Origin of the sequence: Pseudomonas asiatica (assembly GCF_009932335.1) — a bacterium.
GTDB classification, from domain to species: domain Bacteria; phylum Pseudomonadota; class Gammaproteobacteria; order Pseudomonadales; family Pseudomonadaceae; genus Aquipseudomonas; species Aquipseudomonas asiatica.
In genome coordinates, this window is the sequence record NZ_BLJF01000001.1 from 3603780 (window position 1) to 3616976 (window position 13197).

Sequence of the window (13197 nt, forward strand, 5' to 3'; positions counted from 1 at the left end):
CTCATGGACTGAATACCTGTTGGAAAGTCGTGCTCAGGGTATAACGGCCCTTGCCGTGGCTTGCCGTTTGCCACCCTCCGGTGGTGATGTACCGCCCTTGCTCCTGCATAGGCGGCTTCCACAGGAAGCTGACAGCCCCCTTGTGGCGGGAAAAAAATGCCAGGATCGGCGCCAGGTAGGCTTCGGTGCCGGTAAATGAGACCTGGTACGACCCGGCCAGGTTGTTGATGCCAACCGAAAGCCGCTGGCTGTATCCGTTGTTGTACTGAGACGTCAGCACATTGGGCTGCACGTCGCCGCTAGAACCCACGCGCGGCGACCAGGTGAAGACTTCCGGCATTACCCATTCCTCCGATTGCTTGGATCGAGCAGACCGTTTTGCCCTTTCTCCTGGATGATCACGCCTCGCGCTACCTTGGGCATTTCCTCGCGGACAGTATTGAGCAGCGCCTGGCCCATAGCCTCGTAACCCTCGGGCGCAGATACCGACCCACCAGATCCATCGCCTTTGATGTGGATGTTGATTTGGGGGGCAGCGGCGCCACCCCCAATCACGCCAGATGGCGAAAAGGACGCCAGCGCCGGCGATACTGAGCTACCGACGTATCCGCCGCTGGCAAAACCAGGCTTGCCGGTTCGGTTCAAACCGATCAGGTAATCCTTCATCCCTGGCTGGTCGACGACCTCCTTTCGAATCACCACTTCGCCGCCGTGCACCACCCCCTTGGGCTCAAACTTGCCGCCCGGGCCGGTGTACCCACCCTCCGAAAACCCTGCCAGAGACATACCGGCCACCATGCCGGCGTTCGCGTAGCCCGCAGCCAGCAGCGCGGCCCCCACTGGAATACCGCCGAGCACAGTCAACTCGGCAGGCGCTTTCGCTGCAGCGATCTGCGCGTTCATGATGATGGAGGCGACAGCGAAGGCCTTCTGAGCGATGAACAGAGCCTTGTAAGCCCCAGACTGCTCGCCAGCGATCTTGCCGACCATATCCGCTGCCTGCCCCGAGAGTTCGCTGAAGGTGCTGACGACAGCGACCTTGTACGAGTCCTGAATGGCAGACAGGCGCTCGTTGTTGGTCCTAGTGATGTCGGCAACTCGGTCCAAGTATTGCTGCTCGGCCGCCAGCCGCTGCTCGTTGGTGCTTTGCTGGTCCGCAAGGATCTGGTCACGCAGTTCGGCCTGGAGTGATAGCTGTTTATCGTGCCATTTCTTCAGCGCCGCTTCGGCCTCGGCGATCTTGATCAGTTCACCAGAAGCACCGGCAACCGACGCGTCGAGCCCGCCATACTCAGGCGCCTGGGTAATCGTCGCTTTCGAAATGGCGTCGGCGCCCGCACGGTACTGGTCGGAATTGAGCGTGCCGGCGCGGTTGGCCGTCTCCAGCACCTTCATCCGCTCGCGGGTAGTCGCTAGCAGTGCCTGCTCCTGCGACTGCAAGCTGCTCATGAGCGCGTCGTATTCTTTGCGAGCATTCAACGCATCCAGCTCTATCGCCTTGCCCTCCAGGCGCAGCTTGTTCTGCTGGCTCAACTGCGACAACTCGCCGTTGGCCAGGTCGTAACGAAGGCGGCCTAACTCAGTCGTCTCGCCGTAAAGCGCAACCTGTTGAGTGAGGTTGGCCAGGGTCTGCTTGTAGGCGTCGTTCAGACGCTCGGCTTGTCGCTGGATATCCTCGGAGGCCTTTTTGGCCCGCTGCTGTGCCTCCTCGGATGCTTTGGCCGCCGCCTCCGAACCTTGAATGGCAGTAGCGAGGATTCGCCAGCCCTCAGCTGTACCCGGGTCAACCCCTTCGCGCTCGATCCGCCGGTTGATTTCGCCCAGAAGATCGCCGCCGTCGCGAACAGATTGCAGGCGCTCCACCAGGTTCTTGGTGTAACTGTTCCAGCCGTCGACCGTCTTCTGATCCGGGCCGGGCATGTTCTTCAACCCAGCGTTTGCGCCAGCCGCAGCAGCGGCAACGTCATCCAGCCGACCGCGCAGCATGTTGGCCACATCACCGTAATCGCCCGAGGCCTTGATTGCCTCCCCATACGCAGCCGCGGAGGCGTTGATGGCCTTCGTCATCTCCTCGTTCGGGCGGATGGCAGCGACAAGCTGCTGGGTGGCTGAATCAATGTCCTGGCCACCGGCAATACGTCGATTGAACTGAGCGACAGCGTGGTCGCGCTGGAATGGGTTTGCCCCGTAGGTGTCGCCCCATTTGTCATTGGCCTGGGACGACGCGCGAATCTCCCGCAGCGCCTTCTGTGCCGCCACCTGGGCGTCAGCTTGCTGCTGCAGGACGCCGTCCAGCTTGTAGCGAGCCTGCTCTTTGCCGAGCTCTGCAAACTCCTTGCGGAGCTCTTCAACCGGACGCTTGAGGTCGACGGTGGCCTTCCTGGCCTTCTCGCTGTTGTCACTAAACAGCAGGTAACTCGCCGCGACGGCGCCGATGGTCAGGCCAAGCCCGGGGAGCCCCCCCAGGGCAGCGAAGAGGCCTCTGCCTGCGCGAGCAGCAAGCGAGGTTGCAGAATTGTTTGCCGCTTGGGCGGCCGTTTGCGCGGCGGCCGCTTGAGCGTCCGCTAGACGTGCGATCCTAAGCCGACTAAGTGCAGCCGCATGAGCATCGGTGAACCTGGTAGCGGCAACCTGCGCCTCCGCCGCAATCGTCTCTGCAGCAGCGCGACGTACTGCCATCGAAGCAGCGTCAAGCTGAGCCGCGGTACGCCCAATTTCTGCGGATTGAGCGCTGCGAATTGCAGTTATTTGATCCCAGAGATCCTTGGTGAAGTCGAGAATCTTCCTACCGCCGTATGCTGCTCCAAGAGTGAGCGCCGAGGCGGCTAGAACGTCCATTTTCTCAGCAACTAACGTAATAGCTGCCGCTAAAACTTTCGTACTACCGGTTGTGCCATCCAACCCGCCAGCCCACGCCTGGAAGGAGTTGTTGACTGTTGTTATGGCCCCGCCAACCGAGCCAGGAAGATCCTTGAACTCTCCCTGAAGCGCACCTAGCTGGCTGATCAGAGCAGGGACGACTTTATCAATCGTAAGCAGACCTTGATCTGCCATCGCCTTCAAATCTTTCCGAGCAACCCCCATCCCAGTTGCCAGCGCTCGTATCACTCGATCGCCGTTTTCGTTGACCGAGTTGAATTCCTCGCCTCTCAGCACTCCCTGGCCAAGTGCTTGAGAAAACTGGGTAATCACAGAGGAGGATTCTGCGGCGCCTGCTCCAGATAGCTGCAGGCCAAGCGCTAAGGCTTCTGTTACGCCGAGCACGTCGCTTGAGGAATAGCCGAACTCGCGCATGGATGCGGAAGATCTGCTGAACAGGTTTGCGTTGTCGGCAAAGGCGGTACCAGTTCTTTGGCTGACCTCAAACAATGCTTTCTGGCTTACAGTAAAGTCTTCGGTACTTGTGGATGCCTGCTTAAGCCTTGCGTTAACCTGGTTCCAACTGTCTGCCTGGTGGATCAAATTTCCGACTGCAAGCGCCCCTGCCATCGCACTTGCATAGCCACCGACAGACGATGTCAGGGACTGCATGGCCGTACTTTGTGCGCGAACCGCAGCTTCTTGAGACCTCCAAGAACTGACTGATTCCCGATTTCCTGACGTTATGGTCCGCAGATAGCTCTGTCCCATTCGCCCGGCCTTGGCCATCTCGCGCTGATAAGCGCTGGTCTCAGCGGACACACTAACGATCAGAGAGCGAAGAGTTTGCCCTGCCATGCCTTTCTCCAGACATTAAAAAGCCCGCCGAAGCGGGCTATTTGGTTCTTTCACTTTGTACAATCTCGTTGTCCTCATCGATGTAATATCTCCATCGATTCCGACAATCTGCATACACGACGATTTTATCTGGCGCTCGGCTCAGCTTCTCCGAAAGTCCAACGTACTCCACCTGGTCGCATCGAGTTTGTTTACCGGCCTTAAACAAAGCAGATCGCTCAACGCTCTTGATTCGTTCAATGCCAGAGTCGCCCCATAGCTGATAAGTTCGTGGGTAGCTTTCTCGCGTGTAGATAGAAAGAACAGACTCGTCAACAACAACCTCAGAGTCAGGCCTCTCAGAATTTCCACAGCCGTAGATTGCCAGCGGTAAAATAAACAGTAGTCGCTTCATGCTTCCTCCTTGGAAACCGGGGAATCTACCATGATGCACCATGACGAAAAAAACTCACCGCTCTAGCTTTCTACTGCTTTCGTCATCAAGAAGGCCTTGAACAGCTCTTCCCCTTCCTCCGGGGCCTGCTCAAAAGCTGGCTTTTCCGTCTTCCATTGAGGAAGCAGGTCCATCGGAGTCACCTTGGCGCCCTGGGCCTGCAGTGTCGAAGCAGCAACGATCGCAGCCTGGATGTCACCGCGCGCGTCACTCAGCGGCGACTCCTCGTTGTAGGCCTGCCAGAGGAACAGCTCCTCGGCGCTCATGCACTGCTTGAGATCCTGCAGAGTCATGCCCAGCCGGAGGGCCAGAGTCAGCATAAAGGCCAACTCTGGCTCCTCCGTTAGCCGTTTCCCGCCGCGTCAACCGGGTCCTGGGCGCCAGCGCCTGCCTCGACACCACTCAGCTCGAACGCCTTGCCCACCAGCCGGTCGTGAACAGGGCTGAAGGCCTTGGCCACGACCGGCACATCCTCATCTCCAAAAATGCGGGAGTGGGATTCGTCCAGCAGGGTGCGCGCCAGCACGAAGGCGTACAGCGGCGAGGAATCGATATCGACCAGGCGGGCAGCCGGGTTTTCGTCGGCACTCTCATCTGGCGCCTCACTGAGTCCGGCAGCGGCACGCGCCGCAGCCACTGCTGCCGCAGCACGGCGCCGGTACTCAGCCCAGTCGCCAGCGCTCAACGCCATCACCACGACCTTCGCGCCATCCCATTCCGGTACCTCAAGCGATTCATGCTTGAAGTTCCGGATCGGGTCGAGCGCCATCGCTCGCAGGCCCTGTGCGCCTGCAGTCTTTGCGCGGGCCATTACGGGGTCACCGGCGGGACGGTGAAGGTGACTCTGCCGGTGATGCGCACGTTGAAGGTACCGTTAACGGTGCCGTTGGGCGCGGCATCCCAGGTGAACTGGGTGACCAGGCCGAGGAACGTCGAGGACGTACCATCCTTGAACACCGACTTGAATGCCCGCGGCTCGCCGTCGTCGCGCGCGGTGCGCAGCACGGTCTGAGCTTCGTCATCCGCTTTCCAGTTGCCGGACATGCTGAAGGTACCGTTGTCGGCCAGACCAACAGTGAACTCCTTGGCCTCGCTGGCCAGGGTGGTTACCTCAATTTCGTCCGACTGGCCGCCCTGGAACTGAGGCTGCTTGATCGTTACCGACAGGTCGGCGTACTCCAGGCCGTCGGCGGCCGGGTCTAGCGTGGTGGTCTTGGAAACGCTGAGCTGGGTACCCTGCGTTTTCACGAACTTGGCTTTGGTTGGGTTCTGCGCGGCCATGGGGCCTCCTATGGTTGCAGGGTGTACTCCCAGCTCACGCTGAAGAGTTTGGTGTCATCTTCGAATTCGTCCGGCAGGCGATCGGCGCCGCCAGTGGTGAAATCTTCGCCGTCTATGGTCATGGCACTGAATGCTTCACCGGCCAGTGTCAGCGCCTGCAAATAGCTTTCACCCCATGCGGCGAGCTGAATGGTTAAGTCACTGGAGCCGTCCCAACCGGCCAGGGTGAATCCGGTGGAGCCACTGACCGTTTGGATCACCAGGCGCGGCTGAGCCGCCCCCTCAGGGGCAACGCCGAAAAACACGCGGCCATCGACAAGAGGCGACAGCCTGTCGATCAGGGATTTCTCGATCATGGGATTACCGCGCGGTGGCGTTGTCGATGCCTTCGGCCAGCTTGTCACTCACGGCCGCTTCGATTTCCGGCAGGCTCCCGTCCCAGGCCGGCCGAATGAACGGATGGGCCTGCATCTTGGAGGTGCCAAATTCCAGGAACTTCCAGTAGAACGGTGCCTCCCATTCCGTCGCGGAGGTCCGGCCCTTCTTACCGCGGCGCTTGAGGGCCTTGGACTGCTTGCCGTTGGGCTTCTTCACGCGCAAGCCAGCTGTGGCGCCCCCAGGCGTCTCGGACTGCTTCAGGCGCACGGCTGCGATATTCTTCTTGAGCTTGCCAGTACGAACCGGCGTCGTGGCACGAGCCTTGTCCCTGGCAACTCGGGCGCCAGCCATTACGGCATCACGCACGATCTTGTTGCCCGTGGCTTTAGCCAAGCGCTCGAAGTCGGCCTGTAAATCACCCAGGCCGACGACAGTCAATGATCCATTGCTCATTTCGGCTTCACCGTCTTGCACATGAGTTTGAGCATGTCGCGCTGATTGGTAGGCAGCTGAGCGATGATTTCGTAGGCAACGCCGTCATGCACCAGGTGCTGACCGGCGACAACGTCCTTGCGGTAACGGATGTTGATCTCAGCGCTCACCGTGACCTGCATCTGTGACGCAGCCTCATACATGCGGCCCGAGGGAATGTTTATCTCTGCCCAGAGAGGGCCGAGGTCACCCCACACCTTCGATGGCTGACCCAGGGCATCTTTCTCCTCGATGTACCCACGGCGCATGCAGCGATGTCGTAACGGCCCGGCTCGCATCACACACCCATCCGGATGCGATATGGCATCAGCAGGTGCTGGGACGCCAGCGGCAGCTCGGTGGTGATGGTGCCTGTGACCACTTCCTCACGGTTGGCGAATAGATGGCCCAACTTGAGCAGGCAGGCAGCCTGTATTGCAGGGTTGAGCACCATGCCGTAGGCAATGGCGTCGGCTTGGTCATAAGCATTGGCCAGCGCCTGGCGGGCGTGCTCGAGCAGGCGGCAACGCAGGGTGAGGTCCTGCACCGCCTCAGCGGCCACGACAGCCTCGACATTCGCAGCCTTGGCCTGCTGCATGATCGCCTGAACGCCGGCTCGGGCCTCGTCGAGCGTGACCTGATCCAAATAGAAGCGCCGATTGAGGAACTGCATCGCCGTCTCTTCCGCTGCATCAAGTTGCGTCTGGACCAACGCCTGGTCTTCAGACTCCGCCCTGAGGTGATGCATGGCCACCTCGATTGCGATCACGGACATGGGTTACTCCTCGGCCTGCGCCGGCTCGCCACCGGCGATCAGTCGCTCAGCTTCCGCATTGGCTTCTTCCTGGTTACCGGAGAACTCGCCAACCTGGTTGCCTTCAGCGTCCACCACGATGTACTTGCCAGCGCCCTTGTGCTTAGCCTTGAAGCCGGCGACTGGCTGGGCAATCGGCAAGGTGACGGCGCCCAGGCTGCCGGTGGTCAGCACGCCCGCGCCAACTGCATCTTCCTGCGAGATGGTCACCACCACCTCGCCTTCGGAGTCGTCCGGCTCGGCATAGCCCTTCTGGACCAGCTCGCGGCCGTGCTGCTCGATGGTCTCGAAAGACGTGCCTTCCACCAGCGTTTGGCCGCCCAGGTACAGAGGTTTCAGGGTTTTCAGCTTCATGAATGCCTCCAGGGGCCGCCACCCGGGCGGCCCTCATACAGGGTTATGGAGTGGTCGGCGCGGTGAAGTTGCCGTAGATGAACGCCTCTGGGCGCTTGACCGCCAGGGCGGCACGCTCCTCGCAGCGGATCGAGATCAGGTTCTTCTCGAAGTCGTCTGCGTTTTCGGTGGAGATCACCACGTTGGCGTCTTCGCGATCGAACAGCTGAGCACCAGTCTGGAAAGCACCGGTCAGGAACTTGCCTTGGAAGCCGGCAGCCTCGGTGGCCACGACCGGCAAACCCCACAGGACAGGGCCAGCCAGGCCCAACGGGTTGGCGAGGATGTAGCGACCCAGGGTGTCCTTGGTCAGCTCGATCTTCGCCCAGTCCATGAAGTGCAGGACGTGGCCGGAAGCCGGCAGGCGCGCCAGCTGAGCCTGGAGCATGGCCAAGCGCAGGTCATCGATGCCCGACTGATGCTCGACCTCGAATGCAGGGTCGAAAACCGAGGCTTGCGGGACGATGCCATGCAGATGTACGCCGGTACCGTCACCGAACAGGATCTCCTGCTCTTCGACGTATTTCAGGCCGTAGCGCATTTCGACATCGATAGTGGAGCCCAGCTGCGCGAAGTCATCCAAGATCTGCTTGGAGGCCTTGAACATGTGCGCGATGGTGGATACAGCAGTCAGCTTCGGCGCGAAGCTGATGTTCGAGTACGGTTTGGCAGTGCCCTCAGCCACGACCTTGGCGGCGTTGGTGAAGCCGGTCTGCTGCACCCAGAAGATGGCCGGCGCGGTCGTGCGGCCCGGGGCGATCAGGTCGCGGATGAACAGGCGCTGCTTCGGCGCAGTGTCGATGCCAGGAAGCCGCTGGGGCTCGACGACGCCGGCAGGAATGTCGGTGGACAGCAATGCTGCGCTCACCGGGATGCTCACGCGCTTATTGCCTTCGACACTGGCCGCGAACTGCTTCAGCGCCTCGCTTTTGATCACCACGCCACCGAGACTGTCGCGGGTTTGCGGGGCGCTCGCCGAAGGCAGGCGTGCGAACTCCTGCTCGAGCTCGCCCAACTGGGCTTTCAGCTGCTTCTCGGCTTCGGTCAAGCTGTTGAACTTGGTCGCCAGTTCGTCGACAGCGTTCTTGGTTTCTTCGGAAAGGCTGCCGGCCTTCTTTGCCTCGGCCAGGGCGTTTTCGGCCTGCTTGCTGAAATCGCTGGTGGCCTGCTTGAGCTCGTTGGAGACCTGCTTAAGCAGGTCGGCGGTGTTGTCTGCCATGGGATCTTCTCCGGTTACTTGAGGGCTGCTGCCGAGAACCGCGACATTGCGGCCTGTAAATCGGCAAAGTGGGTGGCCAGGTCGGCCGGGGGTTCGGCAGCGCTTCGCGTACCGGAGGGGGCAGCGCCAGGCGTACCACCCTTGAGTTCTTGAATAAGGGAGCGCCGCTCGGAGCGGGGCATGCCCTGTTTGGCCAGAATCGCGTCCAGTCGGCGAGCTGCGATCTGGTGCGGCGCCTTGGCCTGCGGGTCTTCCTGCGCAGCGTCCGATGGGAGAAGCCCATCAGCGAAGCCGGCCTCGACAGCCGCACTTCCCCCCATCCAGGTCTCGACGTCCATAAGGGCGCGCATCGCGGCGACCTCATCGCCGGTTCTGACCGAGTAGATGTCGGCCAGGGTGCCGTCGATCTGGTCGAGGAAGTCGGCAACTTCGGTGAAGTCGTTTCGGTCACCCGCGGCGATGGTCCAGGCGTTGTGGATCATCATGAAACCGGCTCGAGCGATCTGGATTTCATCACCGGCCATGGCGATGAACGATGCAGCCGAGGCGGCCAGGCCAAGCACCTGAACGGTTACCTTGCCCTTGTGCTCGCGCAGCAGGTTGTAAATCGCCAGGCCCTCGAAGACATCGCCGCCTGGGCTGTTGATCTTCACAGTGATGTCTTTGTCGCCGATGCTGCGAAGTGCGGCACTGACACGCTTGGCAGTAACGCCCTCCCCCGTCCACCAGTCCATGCCGATCGGGTCGTACATGGTGATGGTGGTGGAGTCATCACCGGCTGCAGCCTTGATCGCTGGATTCCAGCGCTCCATGGCCTTCGGCAGGAGATCGGATTCGACGCGCGCGTGCGGCCGCACCGCCGGCGCTGCCGGTAGTGTCTTGAGAGTCATGGGTTACTCCAGGTCAGGCCGCTTTGAGCAGCGGCATCGATATCAGCGCGTGGGCCATCATGGGGCCGTCCGGGTTTCCGGATTCCAGGGCCTGGGAAGCCAGTTCGACGGCCTTGTTGATGGCCTCTTGGTCGTCGTTGTTGCGTGCCGAGACCAGCCGAAGCATGAATGCCGAGGCAGCCGGCGAGACGCCTGCGCTCGGCTTCCCGAGCTGGTCCAATGGCACCAATGCGGATTGGACCGTGTACGTGTCTCCGCCCGGGATCGGTGGCAGGTTCTCCAGCCGGCGTACCTCGTTGCGCGACATCCAGCCGTTTTGCAGCGCCGTGTTGTACCAGGCCCCTCGGCCGGCGCTGTCTGCCCGCAGCAGGCCTTCCACAGCGAACTCGGCGAAGTAGTCGTCGGCATCGGCCTCGCCGATCAGGCAGCGAGTGATCTCCTGCTCAATGTTGACCAGTAGCGGCCGCAGGCTGTTGGTGAGGAAGTGCAGGTTCTGCGCCTCAACCGAAGCAGCCCAGCTGGACTGCTTGTCCATGTGGCCGACCATGAAGGGCGGCACTCGGAACCAGCGGCACATCTCCTCGATCCCGAAAGACCTCGATTCCAGCATTTGCGCGGCTTCAGGGTTCATCGTGATGCCCTGGTACTTGAAGCCCGCCTCCGCCACCATGATCTTGCCGGCGTTTTTCGAACCCATGAATGCCTGCATGCTGGCCCGAAGCTGCTCGCGCTGCTGCGGCGTGATCTTGGCGTCGCTGCTCAGGATGCCGGACGCCTGCATGCCCTGTGCGAACACCTTCGCCGCGGCCTCCTCGATCGCCATCGCCGAGCCGAAGATCTCGCGCCCGGTGGTTACCGGAAGCATCCCGCACACCCCGTCCAGGCCAAAGCCGCGGATGTGCATCAGGTTCTTTTCGGGAATGTCGCGATCCACGCCATTCTCGCTGTACGTGTACTTCAGGCGCCCGTTGTCCTGCCGCTTGACCCTCATGCACTGGGGCAGAAGCGGTACCAGGGCAATGATCCTGCTGCCGATCATCTTCTTCTCGACGAACGCATTGCCTCGAAGACAGATGCTCGCCACCACCAGCAGCATGAAGCGCTGCGGGGTCATCTCGGCGTTCGGGATGCGGCAAAGCACGCGGAACAGCGGATGGTCTTTAGCGATCTCGCGTGATCCGTCGGGAAGGCGCCGATACAGCTTGAGTGGCAGCGTGGAAACGGATTCGGACAGCAGCCTCACGCACGCCCATACCGTGGACAACTGCATGGCCTTGTCGACAGATACGTGCTTTCCAGATGCGGAGCTGCCGAACCATTCTTGCCAAAATGCACCATCCTTCAGGCCGATGGGCACCCCGAGCCAGTTTTGCAACGCAGCCTTCACCCGGCCCGGTTTCTTCTCGGCCATCAGATTCCTACCATGATCGGGTTATCAAAGAAGCCCTGGAGATCGCCAGAGCCTTCCGGGTTCAACGCCATCAGCGTTGCCGCATCAAAGGTCGCCATCAGCGGGTCGATCTTGGCAGTGCCGCTGACCTGCTTGTTGATCGCGATTGCGTTGCCGACCTGCACGGTCTTGGCGTTGCCCACACACCAGGCCATCAGCCGGGAGTCGCCGTGAATGAACTCGCCACCGGCAACCTTTCGCTCTGTGGTCTTGATCGCGCCATTCAGGCGCCACCCCTGGGATACGGAGGCGATCCGCTCCATGGCGATGCCGCGCTCCTCGGTGGTGAGTTCGTCGATGATGTCGCCAATGCCAGCCGCGTCCACGCCGATGGCCTGTTTCTCTGGCAGCAGCCCGGCATCGCGCACCTGGCAGATGATGTCGGCGACATCCCGAACATCCTCCCCAGGAAGCTGAACAATGGTCAGGTCGCCGTCCGCCGAGAAGTCGTTCAACACGCTGACGATATCCTTCCGGCGCTCCAGCACGATCTTGTGCGCCCAGGCATGAGCCCAGTGCAGCCACTTCCGGGTGCCGCGCTCTCTCCCGATCAGGCTCAGTCCCAGCAGGTCGTCCAGCCCTCCACCGTCGATACCGGCCACTACCACTTCGCTTCTGCGCAGCAGCTCGTCGAGGGTGAGCTGCTTGTCGCCCCGGCCTTCCCAGTGGTCGGCGCCCGCCCAGCGGTTCGCCCGCAGGTTCATGCCGATCTGGATGTTCAGGTGCTTGGCCAGGAACTTCCGCTGGCTGCCCTCATCCTTGCGCAGGTTCTTCGCCAGCTCGTCTTCAAGCCACTCCCGGCTTACCGATCGCCCCATGTTGGGGTTGGTGACGTAGAAGTTGTCCGGCTGAAGGTAGGCCTTGCTCTTCACCATGGCCTCTGGGAACTCGTACAGGACGCCCAGCGACTTGCGGTCATTGACTACTCCGTCGCGAACATCGCGGTAGTAGCTCAGCTTCTCTTCGAAGACCCCGGCCGGCGGCTCGTCGCTCTGCGTCGACAGCAGGATGACAAACCCTTCGTCCCGGGAGATCTGGCCGCCGGTGGCCTCCATCAGCATGGCGTCGGCGTTCGCGCGCTTGCCGAATACCCACACCTCGTCGATCAGGATCTTGCCGGACTTCTTGCCCGATACCGTGTCGGTGTCGGCCGCGACCACCTTCAGCGCCGCATTGTTCACCCGGTGGGTGATGGTGCGGATGTGATCCTGGACGTGCAGCAGTTCGCTGAGCTCCGGATCGGCCCGCACCATGCCGGCGGCTGGCTTGTAGCTGTTCGCCGCTACTTCGATCGTCGGCGCGATGATCAGCAGCTCCTCATCGTGCCGCCAGTTCAAGATCAGCGCCGTCAACATGATGCCGGCGGCGATCGTTGATTTCGTGTTCTTCTTGCTGATCAACAGGAAGAACTCCCGGATCAGCTGCTTACCGTGCTCGGCATCGTAGGCCCCAAAGATGGCGGCAACGAAGTCGAACACCCATTCATCGCAGCACTCGCCGAAAGTCGGCTGGCCAGGCAAATCGACGACCTTGAGCGCCTTGAACACTTCAAGCGCGGCCTCGGCTTCATCGGGAAACAGCGGCTTGAAGGGAATCAGCGATTGGCCAGCAACGATCCGAGCCTCCCAGTCTGGGCAGGCTGTGGTCCACTCCATGCATCACCCCTTGTTGTTAACCACCAGCTTCGGTGGCGGACGGGCGCCGAAACGCCCCTTGCTGACCTGATCGGCCGCTGCGGCCTTCTGTTCCTTCTTGCCCTGGTCGGCGACCTTGCCGTGCTTGTAGGGCAGTAGTGCCTTGGCGGCATCGACGCGCAACTTGGGCTCAGCAGCCTGCTCATTCATGACGGCCTTCAGGAAGTCCATCGGGTCGTCGAAATCGCCCAGCTCGAGCTCCCCGACGGCGCCATCCTCTGGCGGAGGAGCTTTAACTTTCCGGCCTGGTTTAACTTCTGTGGACGCTGCCTGCCGGTCGCGCAGATGCCGACCAATTGCGGCGATGACATCCGGGTCCTTTGCGAGCTTGGAGCCCGCTTGCGACGCGGTTTTCTCTGAATAGCCGGCGGCGATGGCCGCGTCTCGGTTTGACGCTCCCGACAGCAAAGCGTCAGCAAACCGTCGCTTCTTGTCGGTTAAAGCCATGGTTAACTTT

At 61.3% G+C, this 13197-nt stretch carries 16 protein-coding genes; all 16 read right to left on the reverse strand.

Annotation, left to right across the window (positions count from 1 at the left end):
* Position 1: 1 nt before the first annotated feature.
* The 16 genes from GYA95_RS16650 to GYA95_RS16725 all read right to left on the reverse strand — a co-directional run bounded on the left by GYA95_RS16650 (position 2) and on the right by GYA95_RS16725 (position 13187).
* Entirely contained in the window at positions 2–340 is a 339-nt protein-coding gene (locus tag GYA95_RS16650; RefSeq protein WP_100413835.1) for a phage tail protein, read from the reverse strand.
* Entirely contained in the window at positions 340–3531 is a 3192-nt protein-coding gene (locus GYA95_RS16655; protein WP_161551438.1) for a tape measure protein, read from the reverse strand. Before GYA95_RS16655 ends, GYA95_RS16650 begins: the two co-directional genes overlap by 1 nt.
* A 223-nt stretch (positions 3532–3754) precedes the next feature.
* Positions 3755–4111, reverse strand: coding sequence for a hypothetical protein (locus GYA95_RS16660; protein ID WP_121757750.1), 357 nt, complete (start codon positions 4109–4111; stop codon positions 3755–3757).
* A 62-nt stretch (positions 4112–4173) separates the two neighbouring features.
* Positions 4174–4470, reverse strand: a complete 297-nt coding sequence (locus GYA95_RS16665) for a phage tail assembly protein T (RefSeq protein ID WP_100413842.1) — start codon at positions 4468–4470, stop codon at positions 4174–4176.
* A 23-nt stretch (positions 4471–4493) separates the two neighbouring features.
* A complete protein-coding gene (locus GYA95_RS16670; RefSeq protein WP_100413833.1) occupies positions 4494–4961 on the reverse strand; it encodes a phage tail assembly chaperone in 468 nt (155 codons plus the stop codon).
* Positions 4961–5431 (reverse strand): phage tail tube protein, encoded by a 471-nt coding sequence (locus GYA95_RS16675; protein ID WP_100413832.1) that lies wholly within the window; start codon positions 5429–5431, stop codon positions 4961–4963. Before GYA95_RS16675 ends, GYA95_RS16670 begins: the two co-directional genes overlap by 1 nt.
* 8 nt (positions 5432–5439) lie before the next feature.
* Complete coding sequence (locus tag GYA95_RS16680; protein WP_100413831.1) at positions 5440–5787, reverse strand: DUF3168 domain-containing protein; 348 nt, start codon at positions 5785–5787, stop codon at positions 5440–5442.
* Positions 5788–5791: 4 nt separating this feature from the next.
* A complete protein-coding gene (locus tag GYA95_RS16685) occupies positions 5792–6262 on the reverse strand; it encodes an HK97-gp10 family putative phage morphogenesis protein (protein WP_100413830.1) in 471 nt (156 codons plus the stop codon).
* Entirely contained in the window at positions 6259–6579 is a 321-nt protein-coding gene (locus GYA95_RS16690) for a phage head closure protein (protein WP_425288060.1), read from the reverse strand. Before GYA95_RS16690 ends, GYA95_RS16685 begins: the two co-directional genes overlap by 4 nt.
* Entirely contained in the window at positions 6579–7055 is a 477-nt protein-coding gene (locus tag GYA95_RS16695; protein ID WP_135002206.1) for a head-tail connector protein, read from the reverse strand. The genes GYA95_RS16690 and GYA95_RS16695 overlap by 1 nt, the downstream gene beginning before the upstream one ends.
* Positions 7056–7058: 3 nt before the next feature.
* Positions 7059–7448, reverse strand: coding sequence for a hypothetical protein (locus GYA95_RS16700; protein ID WP_161551439.1), 390 nt, complete (start codon positions 7446–7448; stop codon positions 7059–7061).
* Positions 7449–7491: 43 nt separating this feature from the next.
* Positions 7492–8706, reverse strand: coding sequence for a phage major capsid protein (locus tag GYA95_RS16705; RefSeq protein ID WP_161551440.1), 1215 nt, complete (start codon positions 8704–8706; stop codon positions 7492–7494).
* Positions 8707–8720: 14 nt separating this feature from the next.
* On the reverse strand, positions 8721–9596 hold the full coding sequence (locus GYA95_RS16710; protein ID WP_123083825.1) for a head maturation protease, ClpP-related: 876 nt from the start codon (positions 9594–9596) through the stop codon (positions 8721–8723).
* 13 nt (positions 9597–9609) lie between these two features.
* Positions 9610–11007 carry a phage portal protein gene (locus GYA95_RS16715; protein ID WP_232914248.1) on the reverse strand — a complete coding sequence of 466 codons (1398 nt, stop codon included), beginning with the start codon at positions 11005–11007 and terminating at the stop codon, positions 9610–9612.
* The gene (locus tag GYA95_RS16720) at positions 11007–12701 is read right to left on the reverse strand and encodes a terminase large subunit (protein WP_123083827.1); all 1695 of its coding nucleotides are present in this window, start codon (positions 12699–12701) and stop codon (positions 11007–11009) included. Before GYA95_RS16720 ends, GYA95_RS16715 begins: the two co-directional genes overlap by 1 nt.
* A 3-nt stretch (positions 12702–12704) precedes the next feature.
* On the reverse strand, positions 12705–13187 hold the full coding sequence (locus GYA95_RS16725; RefSeq protein WP_123083828.1) for a terminase small subunit: 483 nt from the start codon (positions 13185–13187) through the stop codon (positions 12705–12707).
* Positions 13188–13197 lie beyond the last annotated feature (10 nt).